Here is a 16,868-nt window from a genome sequence, read left to right as displayed (position 1 = left end):
TCCCATTCACGCAGTCTGTATTTACTTGTTGGCCATACAGTTTGAACACAAAAAAAATCCCCGAACCAGTCGGGGATTTTTTATTCAGACGATCAGCTCAAGAGCAGATCAGTCCTCGCGATAGCGACGCAGCTTCAGCTGCTTGCCGGCAACGCGGGTGTCTTTCAGCTTGGCCAGCAGGCGCTCGAGGCCGTCTTCCGGCAGCTCGACGAGGCTGAAGCTGTCACGCACCTGGATGCGACCGATTGCTTCGCGAGCCAGACCACCTTCGTTGAGGATGGCGCCCAGCAGGTTTTTCGCAGCGATGCCATCACGGGCACCCAGCGCGGTACGGCAGCGAGCACGGCCTTCGGCCAACGGCACCGGGGCACGACGTTCGCGGTCGCCACGATCAGGACGGTCGCCGGCTGGACGCTCAGGACGATCACCACGTGGCGCGTTGTTCGGCACCAGTGGACGTTCTTTCTCGATCGCGCTCAGGGTCAGCGCCTGACCATTGGTGGCCTTGCGCAGCAGAGCAGCGGCCAGGGCACGCGGGGTGCACCCGATGTCGGCAGTCAGGCGGTCCAGCAATTCGCCATGGCTTGCTTCGGCATCAGCGACCAGCGGCGACAGGCTGTTGGTCAGTTTCTTGATGCGGGCATCGAGAACGGCCTGGGAATCCGGCAGGCGGACTTCGGCGATTTTCTGACCGGTCATGCGCTCGATCACTTGCAGCATGCGACGCTCACGCGGCGTTACCAGCAACAGCGCGCGACCTTCGCGACCGGCACGGCCAGTACGGCCGATACGGTGAACGTAGGCTTCCGGGTCGTACGGCATATCAACGTTGAACACGTGGGTGATACGCGGAACGTCCAGACCACGGGCAGCAACGTCAGTCGCAACAACGATGTCCAGACGGCCATCCTTGAGGGAGTCGATGACGCGTTCACGCTGGTTCTGGGCGATATCGCCGTTCAGCGCAGCAGCCTTGTAGCCTTTGGCTTCAAGGGCGCTGGCCAGGTCCAGAGTGGCCTGTTTGGTACGCACGAACATGATCAGGGCGTCGAAATCTTCGACTTCCAGCAGGCTCAGTACGGCAGAGGTCTTCTGGTCAGCGTGAACCAGCAGGTGAGCCTGCTCGATCGCGGTAACGGTCTGGGTCTTGCTCTGGATCTTGACGTGTTTCGGGTCTTTCAGGTGACGCTCGGCAATCGCGCGGATCGACTGCGGCAGGGTCGCCGAGAACAGCACGGTCTGACGCGTCTCAGGCATGGCCTTGAAGATGACTTCGAGGTCATCCATGAAGCCCAGCTTGAGCATTTCGTCGGCTTCGTCGAGAACCAGGTGGTTCACGGTCGCCAGGACTTTCTCGTCACGACGCAGGTGGTCGCACAGGCGGCCCGGGGTAGCGACGACGATTTGAGCGCCGTTACGAATGGCTTTCAGCTGCGGGCCCATCGGCGCGCCGCCGTAGACAGCCACAACGGTCACGCCCGGCATTTGCTTGGCGTAGGTTTCGAACGCGGTGGCTACTTGCAGGGCCAGCTCACGAGTCGGCGCGAGGATCAGCGCTTGCGGCTCGCGTTTCGTCGGGTCGATCAGGCTCAGAATGGGCAGAGCGAAGGCGGCGGTTTTACCGGTACCTGTCTGCGCCTGACCGATCATGTCGTGACCAGCGAGAATAATCGGGATCGATTGCTGCTGAATGGCCGAAGGCTCTTCGTAGCCGGTAGCGATAACAGCTGCAAGAATGGTCGGGTGAAGGTTAAGAGCGGCGAAGCCGCCGGATTCCTGGGTCATGGGTCTGCCTCTGAGTGCATCCGCAAAGACCCATGCTTCAAAGCTGCGCGTGCCGTGTAAGACCCTAGAGTCACCCTGGCTGCTTTGTCGGCGGGGATTTGCGAAAACGTATTGATGAATGGATCGTCATGGGGTGGTTCGTGACCGAACCGGTTCGAGAAGATGGCTTCGCGAACCTAAACCGTGACGAGGGCCCTATGAAAGGCCGGCGGGCACTATACCGGAATTGCTGAAACAAGTGAGGATTTTTTTTGCGAAACAGCCCCTTGCGGCCAACTGTCACAGGCTTTGCGCAAAGCTGCGTCAGTGTCTACTTTTCAAGTGCCCGGTATCGGTTGCGAGCAGAGCTTAAACGATTCACCCAGACAGTGCGACACCCCACCCTCCCTTTCTCCTCATCTGCAGGACATAGCGACATGACCTCTTCGATCAAAGGCCACGTCAGCCGGGAACAGCGCGGCGCAATCATGCTCATCGGCCTGGACCGGGTCGCCAAACGCAACGCCTTCGACTTGAACATGCTCAATCAGCTGAGCCTGGCCTACGGCGAGTTCGAGCGTAACGACCAGGCACGGGTCGCGGTGGTGTTTGCCCATGGCGAGCATTTCACCGGAGGGCTCGATCTGGCCGAGGCCGGGCCGGCATTGAGAGAAGGCTGGACGCTGCCGCCCGGCGGTTACGATCCCTGGGGGCTGTCGATCGGTCCGCGGGTGAGCAAGCCGGTGATCGTCGCGGCCCAGGGCTGGTGCCTGACAATGGGCATCGAGCTGATGCTCGCGTCCGATATCAATTTGTGCGCGAGCAATGCCCGCTTCGCCCATCTGGAAGTGCAGCGCGGCATTTTTGCCTGCGCCGGCGCGACCCTGCGGCTGCACCAGATCGCAGGTTGGGGCAATGCCATGCGCTGGCTTTTGACGGGCGATGAATTCGACGCCCACGAAGCCTGCCGCATGGGCCTGGTGCAGGAAGTGATGGCACCCGAGGACCTTCTGCCCTCGGCGCTGCGCCTGGCCCAACACATTGCCGACCGCGCACCGTTGGGGATTCGCACCACTCTGGAGTCCGCACGTCAGGCGCTGCTCGAAGGTGAAAACGTGGCGGCCAAGACGTTGCCGGCGCTGGTCCGGCGGGTGCTCGACAGCGAGGACGCCAAAGAAGGCCTGCAGGCGCTGCTGGAAAAACGCCCGCCGCTGTTCAGGGGTTGCTGATCAGGTCGCAGGCCGCAGCGTCTTGATCAGCGGCAACAGCGAATAGCCCAGGTGCGGCGCGAGGTTTTCGGCGCGCAGGGTCAGGGCGTCGATGTCCAGCGTCTGGTCCAGGTCGGCAGGCACGATGAGGATGACGTTGCCCTCCTTCACCGGCAGCTCCCAGTAATGACGGTGGTACAAACCGCGCAGCAGCGCCGCGCCCAAAGGTTTGCCATCGTCCGACGCCCACTGATTGATGATCAGCCAGCCGCCGGGGTTGAGGCGCTGTTGGCATTTCTCGAGAAACCCCCAGGCCAGATGGCCCACGGCAGGTCCGGTGTCGGTATACAGGTCAACGAAGATCAGGTCCGCGTCTTCGGCGGTCGGCAGCAGATCGAGCGCATCGCCGATGCGCACATACAGCCGGGGATCGTCCTGCAGGCCCATGTATTCCATGGCCAGACGCGGCACGTCAGGGCGCAGTTCGATGGCCTCGACGTCGTCCAGGGGCAGAAATTTCAGGCACGCCTGGGTCAGCGTGCCCGCGCCCAGCCCCATGAACAGCGCGCTTTCCGGGGCCGGATGGCACAGGGCGCCAATGAACATGGCGCGGGTGTAGTCGTATTCGAGCCAGGCCGGATCGGCCGTGAACGTGCAGCTCTGCTCGATGGCGTCACCGAACTCCAGGAAGCGGTAGTCGGCCACTTCAAGTACACGGATCTTGCCGAATTCGTCGTGAACTTCGGCCAATACGTGCTCTACGCGTTCCTCGGTCATTGCTGTTCTCGTGCCCATGGTCAGAGTGATTCGGGATCGCCCCCGCGGGGATCAGCCTCGCCGCACTCAGCGATCGCCGTAGCCGCGCGGCGGACCTCGGGTGCAGACGGGCGCAATAGGCGCCCCGGAAAAGCGCGGATTGTCGGCGAATCGCGCCCCGCAGGTCACGCAAATTCTCGGGGTGAGCTGCTAACATGCCTGTCCGATCGCACTGACTTCGAGTTCAACATGAGCCAACCCTGGAGCCCCGACAGCTGGCGGAACCTGCCTATCCAGCAGCAACCTCAATACCCTGACGCCGACCATGTTCGCCGTGTCGAGCAGACCCTCGCCAGCTATCCCCCGCTGGTGTTTGCCGGGGAAGCACGCGAGCTGCGCCGGCAGTTTGCCGAGGTGACCGAGGGCCGGGCTTTTCTGCTGCAGGGTGGCGACTGCGCCGAGAGCTTCTTCGAGTTTTCCGCTGCAAAAATCCGCGACACCTTCAAGGTGCTGCTGCAAATGGCGATCGTCATGACCTTTGCCGCCGGCTGCCCGGTGGTCAAGGTCGGGCGCATGGCGGGGCAATTCGCCAAACCGCGGTCTTCCAACGACGAGACAATAGACGGCATCACGCTGCCGGCCTATCGCGGCGACATCGTCAACGGCATCGGTTTCGACGAGAAGAGCCGCGTGCCCGACCCGGATCTTCTGCTGCAGGCGTATCACCAGTCCACCGCCACCCTCAATCTGCTGCGCGCTTTCGCCCAGGGCGGTTTCGCCGACCTGCATCAAGTGCACAAGTGGAACCTGGATTTCATCGCCAACTCGGCGCTGTCGGACAAATACAGCCAGCTCGCCGATCGCATCGACGAGACCCTGGCGTTCATGCGCGCTTGCGGCATGGACACCTCGCCGCAGTTGCGCGAAACCAGTTTCTTCACCGCCCACGAAGCGCTGCTGCTGAATTTCGAAGAAGCCTTCGTTCGCCGCGACAGCCTGACCAATGACTTCTACGATTGCTCGGCGCACATGCTGTGGATTGGCGACCGCACGCGGCAACTGGATGGCGCTCACGTGGAATTCCTGCGCGGCGTGAAGAACCCGATCGGCGTCAAGGTCGGCCCGAGCATGAACACCGATGACCTGATTCGCCTGATCGATATCCTCAACCCGGACAACGATCCGGGCCGCCTGAACCTGATTGCACGCATGGGCGCCAACAAGGTCGGCGACCATTTGCCGGGGCTGATCCGTGCCGTGGAGCGCGAAGGCAAGAAGGTGCTGTGGAGTTCGGACCCGATGCACGGCAACACGATCAAGGCCAGCAACGGTTACAAGACCCGCGACTTCGCCCAGATCCTGGCGGAAGTGAAGCAGTTCTTTCAGGTGCATCAGGCGGAAGGGACCTACGCCGGTGGCATCCACATCGAGATGACCGGTCAGAACGTCACCGAATGCATCGGCGGCGCGCGTCCGATTACCGAAGATGGCTTGTCGGACCGTTACCACACCCATTGTGATCCACGGATGAATGCCGATCAGTCGCTGGAACTGGCGTTTCTGATTGCCGAGACGTTAAAGCAGGTGCGTCGGTAAAGGGGTTGGTGCGTCTGTAGGACTGGCTTTAGCCGGGAACGCGCCGGATGTCACACCATAGAATTGTGGGTGCTCGCGCTGGCCCCTTCCCGGCTGAAGCCGGTCCCACAACGGCGCGCTATTTCTGTAGGACTGGCTCTAGCCGGGAAAGCGTCGGATGTCACACCCTAGAATTGAGGGTGCTCGCGCTGGCCCTTTCCCGGCCGAAGCCGGTCCTACAAAATCAGGCAGCTGCCGTCACAGATGATCAAAACCGCTGGCCACAAACGCCTCCCGCAAGCGCGCCGCACTGGCGCGCTGGCAGTTGATCAGCACACCTGGCAATTCAAGCCAGTTGGCCAGTTGCCGCAAGTGGAATGCGAGGGCGTGCATGCCTTCGTCATCCAGTCCGGGTTGCTCTTCGTGAACCCCATGAACCGCCAGACGCCCCGCCCCCCTTTCAGCCCGCAAGTCGATGCGCGCGGCGATGCGTTCGTTGTGCAGAAACGGCAGCACGTAATAGCCGTAAACCCGCTTGTGCGCCGGGGTGTAGATCTCCAGCCGGTAGTGGAAATCGAACAGCCGCTCGGTGCGCGCCCGCTCCCAGATCAGTGAATCAAACGGCGACAGCAAGGCGCTGGCGGCAATCTTGCGCGGCAAGGTTAGACCCGGAAGGGCATACGCCGGTTGCTTCCAGCCCTGCACCTGAACCCGCTGAACCGCGCCCTCCTCCACCAGCTCCGCCAACCCGCGCCTGGCGGGGGCCGGGTCCTGCCGAAAATAATCGCGGACGTCCTTCTCGGTGGCGACGCCTAGCGCTTTTACGGCGTGCAGCAGCAAGCCCCGCTGAGCATCGGATTCGCTTATAGCGGGATGATTGACGATTGCCGACGGCAGAACCCGCTCGGGCAAATCGTACAGCCGCTCGAAACCGCGACGGCCGGCAACCGTCACCTCACCCGCTGCAAACAACCATTCCAGCGCATGCTTTTCGGCGCTCCAGTCCCACCAGGGTCCGGCGCGATCCTGCCGGGTGCTGATGCTGCCCGCGCCCAACGCCCCCTGCTCGCGAACGGTCTGCAACACCCGGGCGATAACGGTCTGCTGCTCGCGGCCAAACTTCGCCAGTTGCTGATAAATGCCCTCGCCCTGGGACGCGCGCTGCATCCGCCAGCGCATCAGCGGGTACAGCTCGACCGGCAGCAACGACGCCTCGTGGCCCCAGTATTCAAACAGATTGCGGTGCCGACCCTGGCTCCACGCCGCCTGCTCCAGCAATGTGCGCGAATAAGGGCCGAGCCGGGAAAACAGCGGCAAGTAGTGGGATCGCACCAGCGCATTGACCGAGTCGATCTGCAGCACGCCGAGTCGTTGGATCAACTGCGTGACGTGCGTCGCCTTGATCGTCGCAGGCGGCTGGCGGCTGTTAAAACCTTGGGCGGCCAGCGCCAGACGGCGCGCGTGCTTGAGGGAAAGTGGCGGGTGAATCAGCGATTCGGCGGGCATTTCGACCTCCATGGCGGTGCCCAACGCTAACCGATCACCCGCTGCTCTGTCAGTGCTTCATCGGGTCATCCCAGAAAGGACGCTCCACTTCTTCGTAGACATCCGCCCGACTCAGGCCCATGTCCTTCAGCGCGTCATCGCTCAGCGTGGCCAGTTCGACACGCTGGTGATGCAGCTTGCGCCAGCGAGCGACCTGCGCCACTAACGACTTCCACCAACGTTCCGGCGCGGATTCCCGCGACAGAGGTTTTGCGACCAGTACGTAACCTTTTTGACCTTTCATCGTCTTGCCCTCCAGTGGGGATGGGCAGATTCTCTCGCCGAGCCTAAGATCAATCCAACGAATGTTTCTTATGCACTGCATCTGGGAGATTGATGCATGACCACTTACCCGAGTATCGACAGCGAGCTGCTGCGTACCTTCGTCGCGATCGCTGATGAAGGCGGTTACACCAAGGCCGGCGAGGTGGTGAATCGCACGCAGTCGGCCGTGAGCATGCAGATGAAACGGCTGGAGGAGGACGTGGTGCGACGCCCGTTGTTTCTCAAAGACGGCCGCACCATCAGCTTCACGGCGGAAGGCCAGGTGCTGCTGGGCTACGCGCGCCGGATCCTGAAATTGCACAGCGAAGTGTTCAATACCCTGCGCGAGCCGCACATGGTCGGCACGGTGAAGATCGGTACGCCGGATGATTACGTGATGCGCTTTCTGCCGGGGATTCTGCAGCGCTTTGCCCAAGCGTATCCGCTGGTGCAGGTGGAAGTGCATTGCGAATCGTCGTCACAGTTACTGCAACGCCAGGACCTGGATTTAAGCATCGTCACCCGTGAGCCGGGCAAGGAAATCGGCCAGATCCTGCGCCAGGAGCGCTTCGTCTGGGCCGTCGGCGCAGGCTTTTGCCCACAGGAGCAGACGCCGATGCCACTGGCGATGTTCAACACCGACTGCTTTTGCCGGCAGTGGGCAATCAACGCGCTGCAGGCGTCCGGCCGTGAATTCCGGGTGGCCTACACCAGCGCGAGCCTGTCAGCGATCATGGCAGTGGTCAGCGCCGGCTTGGCAGTAACGGCTCAGCTGCAAAGCCTGATCACCTCGGACCTGGAAGTGCTGGGTGAACAGCACGGGCTGCCGCAGTTGCCGTCGGCGAGCATCGTGCTGCTGCGCAACCCCAATAACCCATCGCCGATCACCGAATGCCTGGCCGATCACATTGCTGAAGGGTTCAGGCTGTAACAAGTACTCATTGCGTTAGATCACAGCTTGAAGCACAGCATGATCGCGCAGATCACCAGAAAGCCGCAGAACAGCGAGCGCAGCACGCGCTCCGGCAAACTGTGGGCCAGCGCGACGCCCCAACTGATGCTGGCCAGCCCGCCAATGGCCAGCGGAATGCCCATCAGCCAGTCGACATGGCCGTGAATAGCGTAGGTCGCCAGCGTGATCGTGGTGCTCGGCGCCGCCAGTGCCAGCGCCAGGCCTTGGGCCGCCACCTGGGTCGCGCCGAACAGGCCGGTCAGAATCGGCGTCGCAATCACTCCGCCGCCAACGCCGAACAGCCCGGCGGTGACACCCGAACCGAGGCCCAGCAGCCACAACCATCGGGTGTGACGCAGCTCGGCGCTGGCGACGCCTTTGCGCCAGACCATCTGGATCAGGTTGAACAGCGTCAGCACGACGAGAAACCCGACGAAGCCCAGGCGCATGCTTTGCGGATCAACGCGCACGGCCCACAGCGAGGTCAGCCAGGACATCGTGAAACTGGGCACGATGAGCATCAGCGCATGACGCACCGACACCCGATTGCGCTGGTTGTAACGCCACAGCGCCAGCAGCACATTGGGCAGCACCATCAATAACGCCGTGCCTTGGGCCAGTTGCTGATCGAGCCCGAACAACACGCCCAGCGCGGGAATGGCCACCAGCCCGCCGCCGATGCCGAACAGTCCGCCCAGCGTGCCCATGGCGGCGCCCAGCAGCAGGTACATCAATACATCGACAATCACGGGCGATCCTCTGAACCGATTTCAGCGCGCATGCTACGCAGTCAGCGCCGCCGAGGAAATCCGCTTTGGCGATATCCAGGATGTCCAACCGACGCACAAACAGCGGCGTTTACCTCCAGTCGATAGAGAGCAACACGCCGGGCGATTACTGAAATTATCTGGTGCATTAAACATCAGGGCACTAAATTACCGAGCATTACTGACTGAGCGAGGGACACCCATGAACGCCAACGAGCCCACCCACACGGCCGGCGCTGGCAGTTGCGACGAACTGCTGCTGGATAACCAGCTGTGTTTCGCCCTGTACTCGACGTCGCTAATGATGACCAAGGTCTACAAGCCGTTGCTGCAGGCGCTGAACCTGACTTACCCGCAATACCTGGCGATGCTGGTGTTGTGGGAGCGCGACGGCCTGACCGTCGGAGAAGTCAGCACCCGTCTGCTCACCGATCCTGGCTCACTGACGCCGTTGCTCAAACGGCTGGAAGTCGAAGGCCTGATCCGCCGGACCCGCAGCAAGGAAGATGAGCGCGTTGTGCTGCTGACCCTGACCGAGCAAGGCAAGGCGCTGCACCAAAAAGCCCAGAGCGTTCCGCAATGCATTCTGGCCGCCAGCGGCATCAACCTTGAGCAGCTCAAGGCCCTGCAGAAAGACCTGCTCGCACTGCGTGGAAATCTGCACGAAAGCATCTGATCAACCGCGTAATCGGCCCCTCTGAAAAAATCTCAAAAATTTATCTTGCGCACTAAACATTAGCGCAGTACATTCTCCTTCACTTGCTTAGCGCACAAACATTTAGCGCCAAGCTAAAGATTAAATCCCATACCATCAGCACGTGAGGAATTACCATGCAAGCTCTCTACACTGCAGTCGCAACCGCAACCGGTGGCCGTGATGGCCGCGCTGTTTCCGACGACAAAATCCTCGACGTCAAACTGGCCACCCCGAAAGAACTGGGCGGCGCAGGCGGCGAAGCCACCAACCCTGAGCAGCTGTTCGCTGCCGGTTACTCGGCCTGCTTCATCGGCGCACTGAAATTCGTCGCCGGTCAGAGCAAGAAAACCATCCCGGCTGACGCCTCGATCACTGCCCACGTCGGCATTGGCCAGATCCCTGGCGGTTTCGGTCTGGACATCGACCTGCACATCAGCCTGCCGGGCCTTGAACAAGCCGAAGCCCAGGCGCTGGTCGATGCAGCCCACCAGGTCTGCCCTTACTCCAACGCCACACGCGGCAACGTCGACGTTCGTCTGCACGTGACTGTGTAAAACCCTGGCGTAAGACCTCCGCCCCCACACCTCGTCTGACCGGGAGAAGAACATGAACACGTTTGGCAAGATTCTGGCTGGCTCGCTCCTCGCACTGTCCGTCGGCAACGCTTTCGCGGCGACCGACACGGGCGTCGAGCACAACACGCAGGCGTTTCTGGACGCACTGAATTCCGGAGGCGGCAAGCCGATCGAACAGCTTTCGCCCAAAGATGCCCGCGCCGTACTGACCGGTGCCCAGGCCGGGGTCAAGCTGACCCTGCCCAAGGCCGATGTCAGCCAGAAGACCATTTCGGTGGACGGCCAGAACATCAGCCTGACGATCGTTCGTCCGGCTGGCGTCAAAGGCACCTTGCCGGTGTTCATGTACTTCCATGGCGGCGGCTGGGTGCTCGGCGATTACCCCACCCACGAACGTCTGGTGAGGGATCTGGTGGAGGGTTCGGGCGCAGTGGCGGTGTTCGTCAACTACACGCCTTCACCTGAAGCCCACTACCCGACGGCGATCAACCAAGCCTATGCGGCGACCAAATGGGTCGCCGAGCATGGCAAGGAAATCAACGTCGACGGCAAGCGTCTGGCGGTGGCGGGCAACAGCGTCGGCGGCAACATGGCGGCGGTCGTCAGCCTGATGGCCAAAGACAAAGGCACCCCAGCCATCCGTTACCAGGTGCTGTTGTGGCCGGTGACCGATGCCAACTTCGATACCGGTTCGTATGATCAGTTTGCCGAGGGTCACTTCCTCACCCGCAACATGATGAAGTGGTTCTGGGACAACTACACCACCGACCCGAAACAGCGCGCCGAGATCTATGCCTCACCGCTGCGGGCCACGACCGATCAGTTGAAAGGTCTGCCGCCTGCCCTAGTGCAAACGGCGGGTGCTGACGTGCTGCGCGACGAAGGTGAAGCCTACGCTCGCAAACTGGACCAGGCCGGTGTGCCGGTAACAGCGGTTCGCTACAACGGCATGATTCACGACTACGGCTTGCTGAACGTGGTCAGCCAGGTGCCGGAAGTGCGCTCGGCGCTGCTGCAGGCTTCCCAAGAGCTGAAGGTTCATCTGAAGTAAACGCAGTATAAAAACGGGTCGATCAGCAATGGTCGACCCGTTTGCATTGCTGGATTCCGTCGTTCATATCCCGCACTGTCGCGCAGCATTCGCAGTCCCTGTGGGAGTGAGCTTGCTCACGAAGACGTATTTCCAGCCGCTGAAGACTTGGCGGATATACCGGCCTATTCGCGAGCAAGCTCGCTCCCCCAGTTCTTTGTCGACAGCTGCATCTGCGGCGGCGTCACCTGCTCCTACAAGGTCAGCGTGTTTCGCAGCTCGCTTTTACATCACCCACAAAAAAGCCCGACTGGATGGTCGGGCTTTTTCGTTTCCGGCATCACATCACCGGCATTACAAACGCAGTGCTTATTTGGCACGGCCTTTGTAGGAACCGCCTTCACGGGTGTCGATTTCGATCTTGTCACCGATTTCGATGAAGTCAGCTACCTGCAGCTCGGTGCCGTTGGCCAGTTTGGCCGGCTTCATGACCTTGCCCGACGTGTCGCCACGAGCAGAACCTTCGGTGTAGTCGACGGTGCGCACGATGGTGGTCGGCAGCTCTACGGAAACCAGACGGTCTTCGAAGAAGATCGCTTCGCAAACGTCGGTCATGCCTTCTTCAACGAATGGCAGAACGGCTTCGATGTCTTCAGCGTTCAGCTCGTACATGGTGTAGTCGGTGGTGTCCATGAACGTGTAAGTGTCGCCGCTGATGAAAGACAGCGTGGCTTCTTTACGGTCCAGGATCACGTCTTCCAGCTTGTCATCGGCGCTGTAGACGATTTCGGTCTTGTAGCCGGTCAGCAGGTTCTTCAGCTTGGTCTTCATGATCGCGCTGTTACGGCCCGACTTGGTGAATTCAGCTTTCTGAACCAGCCAAGGATCGTTTTCCAGCTTGATCACGGTACCGGGTTTAAGCTCTTTACCAGTTTTCATTACGAGTATCCGAATTTGGATGAAAGATCTTTCTAAGCCCTGTACGAAAAGCCACTTTTCGTACAGGGCTTAATACAAGGCCGCGTATCATATCCAACTTTGGTAAAACCTTACCAGCGCAGTCGTCAGATCGTCCTGCAAGGCCTGTTCCAGACACCAGCGCTCGGCATGGGCGGCCAGTTCGTCGGCGTGTTGTTCCAGCGCATCCCAGCCCTGAGTCATGTCTGTTCCGCCATTCCAGCTGCGCCAGACGTCGGTCAGCGCCTGCTGCGCCTCCTCCGACAATCCCGCCAGACACAACTCCAGAAACGCATCGAGTTTGGCCCAGTGGGCGTCGTCGTCCTGCTCATAGATGTGCCAGATCAGCGGCCGCCCCGCCCATTGCGCGCGGACGAATGAGTCTTCGCCGCGCACCACATTGAATTCGCAGCACCACAACAGCCGGTCATAGTCTTCCTGGCGCACGAACGGCAGCACCTGAATCGTCAGGCCATCGCGCACCTGCACGGCGCCCGCCTTCAATTCTTCCACGCCCAACCAACGCTGAACGTCGCCCAGAATACGGCCTTCGGGCACCAGCAGATGGGTCGTCCGATCAGCCCGGGCCAGGCAATCCAGCCAACTGCCGAGGCCGGCGTGTTCGTAGGCAAACAGCGACATCAGCCGCGCGTCGGCGTGGGGCGCGATGTTCAGGCGCTGGAGAAAGGACTGCCGCACGGCAGGATCCGCCTGAAACGCCCGACGCTTGTCGATCAGGCCCGCCTCACGCAGCAACCCGCCGGTCTTGTCGGTGAAGCCGGGGAAGAAGAAATATTTGCGCAGGCCCGAGGACTGGATCGACGGCAGGCCGTGGCAACCGGAGACCCAGTCCTCGGCGCTGAGGTATTCGAGGTTGAACCACAGCGGCCGCTTCTCCCGCCCGAGCATGGCCTCGATGTAGTCCGGCGGCAGACGACAGGCGAAGGCTTCGACCACGACGTCCGGCAGCTCGGCCGGTTGCCAGGTCTTGGGCCAGTGACAGACTGTCACGCCATCGCGTACTTGCTCTTGCGCCAGCGGATCGGCGCCCGGGCACAGCCGCGCGAAGGCGTTCAGGTCATCGATCCAGAGCCGAACCTTCAGGTCGTGTTCGGCGACCAGTTGTCGGGCCAGGCGAAAGGTCACGCCGACGTCGCCGAAATTATCGACAACGCTACAGAAAATATCCCAAGAGGCTTTCATCCGGGCTCCCTGAGGATGTTCAAAAAAACCGATTGTCCTTCATTGCGGCGCAGAATCACCAGCCCCGGTCGTGCGACAATCGCTGCCACCGCTGGCCACATGCATACAAGTCTGGAGTCTGTCATGTACGTCAACCACCGCGAACTGTCCGTCACGCTGCGCCCGCTCAAGCTGATCCTGTCGATTGCCGCCGGTATCTGGCTGGGCTTTCTCGCCGTCCTGCTGAGCCTGTGGCTGATCTACAAAATGCTCCCCGCCGAGCAGACCCAGGCGCTGAGCAATGCGGCCGCGCAGATCACCGCCCCGCCTGCGGCCAAGCCTAAGCCGGAAAGTGATAACCCGATGTTCGATCAGTACCGGCAGATTCTGCGCGACAGCGAAGCGCGACAGACCCAGGAGGCCGAACAGGCGGAGCGGCAACGCAGCTTCAACGGGCCCAAGTGCCAGTTCTGGATGCAGCAGAACCAGACCGCCCCCAGCGAGAAAAGCCGTGCGAGCGTCTATCAGTTCTGCGGTTGAATCCCCTCTGTCGAGCCATCCCATGTCCGTGAATACGCCATGCCCGCCATGCCCGTGAACAAGCAAACCGTCCTGCAGTGCATCGTCGAGAAGCTCCAGGTCGATCTCGATGTGGCGGTGCGGGCCGCACAAACCGCCTACGAAACCGCGACTCACGAAGAGAACATCGCCGAGAACAAGTACGACACCCTTGGGCTGGAGGCGTCGTATCTGGCGGCGGGTCAGGCGCGGCGCGTGGAAGAAATCCGCCAGTCGCTGAACCTGTGTCGCAACCTGGTGCTCAAGCCCTTCGATGAACACCGCGGCATCCAGACCGGCGATCTTATTGCCCTCCTGGCGGACAACGGCGCGGAACAGCGGTTGTTTCTGGCGCCTGACGCGGCGGGGCTAAAAATCACGGTCGACGAGCAGGTGATAACGGTGATCACGGCACGCTCGCCGCTGGGTCAGAGCCTGCTTGGCAAGCTCGATGGCGATGAGGTGGAGGTGGTGGTCAACGGCAGCCGTCAATCGTTCGAGATCACGCAAATCCTGTGACCCACTGATCATTTGCAGGGTTGTAGCGTCTGACTTTTTGTGGGTAAGGTGCATAGTCGCACCACAAAGGGTGAACCCCGGAACACGGAGCCGGGGACACGGATTTAACCAAGGAGATATTTCATGACGAACGTCATCACTTTCCCTGACGCCCATGAACGTGATCGCCTCAAGTCCAGTGACCACCACGGGTTGAGATACCTGAACAAGAAAGAGCGACAACTGATCGACCGCCTGCGCATGACCAGTCACGCCGGCCGCCAGTATGTTTACGACTACGCTAGCATCATGCAGCGATCCAAGCCGCTGTACCCCGAACCGGTGGACTGACGCGGCTCACTCGGGACACACGCCGGTTCAGCAGAGGTTCAGTACAACGCCAGGGGGTGCGGGCCTATAGTGGGCGGATGTTTCTGTCTTCAGGTAAGCCTCATGCCCACTGCAACGCCTGTCCCTTCGCCTGCGGAACCGGGCACGCCCGCCGCCAACGCGCCGGTGGATCACCTGCGCTTTCACAAACGCCACGCGCACCTGGCGCCGACCTTTGGCACCGATGCCTTCGCCCTCAAGGCCGAGGCGTTCGCACGCTTCTTCGGCACGCCCACTTTTCTCGGCGCCCAGACGCTGCTGGTGTTGCTGTGGGTGGGCGCCAACTTGAGCGGGCTGGTGTCGTTCGATCTTTACCCGTTCATCCTGCTCAACCTGGCATTCAGCCTGCAGTCGGCCTATGCCGCGCCGCTTATTTTGCTGGCCCAGACCCGACAGGCCGCCCGGGACAAGGCCAGTGCCGATGCCGACGCGGAGCACCGTGAAGCGCTGGCGACGGCCAACGAAAAGCGTATGGCCCGCGCGGCGCAAAACACCGCGCAGATGCTCGAGCTGCTGGAGCAGAACACCCGACTCACCGAAATGACCAAAGTGCTGACCGAACGGGTGGAAGCGCTGACGGCGGACATGCACAAGCATTTCGTGAAACGCGATGGGCATGTTTGATCTGAGGTTCATGTGCTAGCGCGCTTCCATCACGGCCGGCGGCGCACGTGTAATCTGGAGTCAGACGCGATACCTGTGGGAGTGAGCTTGCTCACGAAGGCATTGGCACATCCGCAGAATTTCCTGTGGCTGAACCAGGGTCTTCGTGAGCAAGCTCACTCCCACAGGATCTTCATTTCCTACAGGCATCGCAGCGTCTGAGGAGAGGCGCGGCCCCTGCGGAAAGCACATTTCACTGAACGATCACACCTACACGCTGCCCCAAACTCCATGGCATTCATGATCCCCCGTCAAAAGTCCCGTGCCCGCGCTGTGGTTTTTCCCTGCCAGCCGACGCGGGATACTGGGCATCTGATTCGTACCTCCCCTTCCCCCTTGAACCCTGGAGTCTTCCCATGACTGTTCCCGCATTTGGCCTCGGCACCTTCCGCCTGAAAGATCAGGTCGTCATCGACTCGGTGAGCAACGGCCTCGACCTAGGCTATCGGGTGATCGACACCGCGCAGATCTACGGCAATGAAGCCGAGGTCGGTCAGGCCATCGCGCAAAGCGGCGTGCCCCGTGACGAGCTGTACATCACCACCAAGATCTGGACCGACAACTTCGCCGCCGACAAGCTGATCCCGAGCCTGAAGGAAAGCCTGACCAAGCTCAAAACCGATCACGTCGACCTGACGCTGATCCACTGGCCATCGCCGAAGGGCCAGGTGCCGGTCGCCGAATTCATGGGCGCGCTGCTGGAAGCCAAACAGCAAGGCCTGACTCGCGAGATCGGTATCTCTAACTTCACCGTCGCGCTGATGAAAGAAGCCATTGCCGCGGTCGGCGCCGAAAACATCGCCACCAACCAGATCGAGTTGCACCCCTACCTGCAAAACCGCACCGTGGCCGATTTCGCCAAACAGCACGGGATCAAGATTACGTCGTACATGACCCTGGCCTACGGCGAAGTGCTGAAGGACCCGGTGATCGAGCAGATCGCCCAGCGTCACAATGCGACGCCTGCACAAGTGACGCTGGCGTGGGCGATGCAGCTGGGTTACGCGGTGATCCCGTCGTCGACCAAACGCGCCAATCTGGAAAGCAACCTGAAAGCCGTGGACCTGAAGCTCAGCGAAGACGACATGGCACAGATTGCCCAGCTGGACCGCGGTCATCGCCTGACCAGCCCGGCCAGCCTCGCGCCGCAGTGGGATTGATGTCAGCCCTGATTCTGGCTTCGGCCAGAATCGCCCCAATCAACGCCCCTTAATAACGCAGCCGAACCATAAACAGGCGCCCTGCCTGGCCCATTGCTGAAATTGGTTCGCTTCCCGCCTGAACCAATTCCGGCCCTCCCCGCGAACCAGACTTCCGAACCATTGCCGATTGGCCCGAAGCGCCGGGAGCACGCCTGACCGCACGCCCGGCCATCGGACCTCCCCAGTGAACCAATTTCCATTGGCATCGCTATTGCACTCGTCCTCTACAGCCCAGCCGTGCTTCACAAAGCGGCCAGGCCTCCGGTTCACCCCGTGACGAGAGAC

At 61.2% G+C, this 16,868-nt stretch carries 18 protein-coding genes; 11 read left to right on the top strand and 7 right to left on the bottom strand.

Going from position 1 to position 16,868, the window contains the following annotated elements:
* Positions 1 to 108 precede the first annotated feature (108 nt).
* Positions 109 to 1,785, bottom strand: a complete 1,677-nt coding sequence (locus tag IFT47_RS10145) for a DEAD/DEAH box helicase (RefSeq protein ID WP_192172776.1) — start codon at positions 1,783 to 1,785, stop codon at positions 109 to 111.
* Between the two features lie 416 nt (positions 1,786 to 2,201).
* Here IFT47_RS10145 and IFT47_RS10140 point away from each other — a divergent pair, with 416 nt between their 5' ends.
* On the top strand, positions 2,202 to 2,993 hold the full coding sequence (locus IFT47_RS10140) for a crotonase/enoyl-CoA hydratase family protein (RefSeq protein WP_192172777.1): 792 nt from the start codon (positions 2,202 to 2,204) through the stop codon (positions 2,991 to 2,993).
* On the opposite strand, the gene IFT47_RS10135 is transcribed toward IFT47_RS10140, so the two are convergent.
* Positions 2,994 to 3,749, bottom strand: a complete 756-nt coding sequence (locus tag IFT47_RS10135) for a spermidine synthase (RefSeq protein ID WP_192172778.1) — start codon at positions 3,747 to 3,749, stop codon at positions 2,994 to 2,996. It lies immediately after the preceding gene.
* A gap of 228 nt (positions 3,750 to 3,977) precedes the next feature.
* On the opposite strand from IFT47_RS10135, the gene IFT47_RS10130 reads away from it, so the two are divergent.
* Complete coding sequence (locus IFT47_RS10130) at positions 3,978 to 5,324, top strand: class II 3-deoxy-7-phosphoheptulonate synthase (RefSeq protein WP_192172779.1); 1,347 nt, start codon at positions 3,978 to 3,980, stop codon at positions 5,322 to 5,324.
* Positions 5,325 to 5,561: 237 nt separating this feature from the next.
* Here IFT47_RS10130 and IFT47_RS10125 read toward each other — a convergent pair whose 3' ends face one another.
* Both IFT47_RS10125 and IFT47_RS10120 read right to left on the bottom strand, forming a co-directional pair.
* Positions 5,562 to 6,809, bottom strand: a complete 1,248-nt coding sequence (locus tag IFT47_RS10125; protein WP_192172780.1) for a winged helix-turn-helix domain-containing protein — start codon at positions 6,807 to 6,809, stop codon at positions 5,562 to 5,564.
* Between the two features lie 49 nt (positions 6,810 to 6,858).
* Positions 6,859 to 7,092 carry a DUF1127 domain-containing protein gene (locus IFT47_RS10120; RefSeq protein WP_244655933.1) on the bottom strand — a complete coding sequence of 78 codons (234 nt, stop codon included), beginning with the start codon at positions 7,090 to 7,092 and terminating at the stop codon, positions 6,859 to 6,861.
* A gap of 96 nt (positions 7,093 to 7,188) precedes the next feature.
* On the opposite strand from IFT47_RS10120, the gene IFT47_RS10115 reads away from it, so the two are divergent.
* The gene (locus tag IFT47_RS10115; protein ID WP_065993052.1) at positions 7,189 to 8,043 is read left to right on the top strand and encodes a LysR substrate-binding domain-containing protein; all 855 of its coding nucleotides are present in this window, start codon (positions 7,189 to 7,191) and stop codon (positions 8,041 to 8,043) included.
* Between the two features lie 20 nt (positions 8,044 to 8,063).
* On the opposite strand, the gene IFT47_RS10110 is transcribed toward IFT47_RS10115, so the two are convergent.
* Positions 8,064 to 8,795, bottom strand: coding sequence for a sulfite exporter TauE/SafE family protein (locus IFT47_RS10110; RefSeq protein WP_197983883.1), 732 nt, complete (start codon positions 8,793 to 8,795; stop codon positions 8,064 to 8,066).
* A gap of 238 nt (positions 8,796 to 9,033) precedes the next feature.
* On the opposite strand from IFT47_RS10110, the gene IFT47_RS10105 reads away from it, so the two are divergent.
* From IFT47_RS10105 to IFT47_RS10095, 3 genes are all read left to right on the top strand, one after another.
* Positions 9,034 to 9,507 carry a MarR family winged helix-turn-helix transcriptional regulator gene (locus IFT47_RS10105; RefSeq protein WP_192172782.1) on the top strand — a complete coding sequence of 158 codons (474 nt, stop codon included), beginning with the start codon at positions 9,034 to 9,036 and terminating at the stop codon, positions 9,505 to 9,507.
* Between the two features lie 155 nt (positions 9,508 to 9,662).
* Positions 9,663 to 10,082: an organic hydroperoxide resistance protein gene (locus tag IFT47_RS10100; RefSeq protein WP_192172783.1), complete on the top strand. Its 420-nt coding sequence runs from the start codon at positions 9,663 to 9,665 to the stop codon at positions 10,080 to 10,082.
* Positions 10,083 to 10,134: 52 nt separating this feature from the next.
* A complete protein-coding gene (locus IFT47_RS10095) occupies positions 10,135 to 11,154 on the top strand; it encodes an alpha/beta hydrolase (protein WP_192172784.1) in 1,020 nt (339 codons plus the stop codon).
* A 348-nt stretch (positions 11,155 to 11,502) separates the two neighbouring features.
* Here the strand turns inward: IFT47_RS10095 and IFT47_RS10090 are convergent, their stop codons facing one another.
* Positions 11,503 to 12,072: an elongation factor P gene (locus tag IFT47_RS10090; RefSeq protein WP_037011849.1), complete on the bottom strand. Its 570-nt coding sequence runs from the start codon at positions 12,070 to 12,072 to the stop codon at positions 11,503 to 11,505.
* Positions 12,073 to 12,159: 87 nt separating this feature from the next.
* Positions 12,160 to 13,293 (bottom strand): elongation factor P maturation arginine rhamnosyltransferase EarP, encoded by a 1,134-nt coding sequence (earP, locus tag IFT47_RS10085; protein ID WP_192172785.1) that lies wholly within the window; start codon positions 13,291 to 13,293, stop codon positions 12,160 to 12,162.
* A gap of 123 nt (positions 13,294 to 13,416) precedes the next feature.
* Between earP and IFT47_RS10080 the strand changes: the two genes are divergently transcribed.
* The 5 genes from IFT47_RS10080 to dkgB all read left to right on the top strand — a co-directional run bounded on the left by IFT47_RS10080 (position 13,417) and on the right by dkgB (position 16,541).
* Positions 13,417 to 13,812, top strand: a complete 396-nt coding sequence (locus tag IFT47_RS10080; RefSeq protein WP_192172786.1) for a hypothetical protein — start codon at positions 13,417 to 13,419, stop codon at positions 13,810 to 13,812.
* A gap of 54 nt (positions 13,813 to 13,866) precedes the next feature.
* Positions 13,867 to 14,349, top strand: a complete 483-nt coding sequence (locus tag IFT47_RS10075) for a GreA/GreB family elongation factor (protein ID WP_192172948.1) — start codon at positions 13,867 to 13,869, stop codon at positions 14,347 to 14,349.
* Between the two features lie 123 nt (positions 14,350 to 14,472).
* Positions 14,473 to 14,679 (top strand): hypothetical protein, encoded by a 207-nt coding sequence (locus IFT47_RS10070; RefSeq protein ID WP_065993044.1) that lies wholly within the window; start codon positions 14,473 to 14,475, stop codon positions 14,677 to 14,679.
* Positions 14,680 to 14,781: 102 nt separating this feature from the next.
* On the top strand, positions 14,782 to 15,342 hold the full coding sequence (locus IFT47_RS10065; protein ID WP_192172787.1) for a DUF1003 domain-containing protein: 561 nt from the start codon (positions 14,782 to 14,784) through the stop codon (positions 15,340 to 15,342).
* A 395-nt stretch (positions 15,343 to 15,737) separates the two neighbouring features.
* Positions 15,738 to 16,541: a 2,5-didehydrogluconate reductase DkgB gene (dkgB, locus tag IFT47_RS10060; RefSeq protein ID WP_192172788.1), complete on the top strand. Its 804-nt coding sequence runs from the start codon at positions 15,738 to 15,740 to the stop codon at positions 16,539 to 16,541.
* Positions 16,542 to 16,868: the final 327 nt, after the last annotated feature.

Origin of the sequence: Pseudomonas sp. CFBP 13711, assembly GCF_014842265.1 — a bacterium.
Lineage (GTDB): Bacteria > Pseudomonadota > Gammaproteobacteria > Pseudomonadales > Pseudomonadaceae > Aquipseudomonas.
The sequence above is the reverse complement of the archived record's forward strand: the minus strand, read 5'-3'. Positions and strand labels throughout refer to the sequence as shown.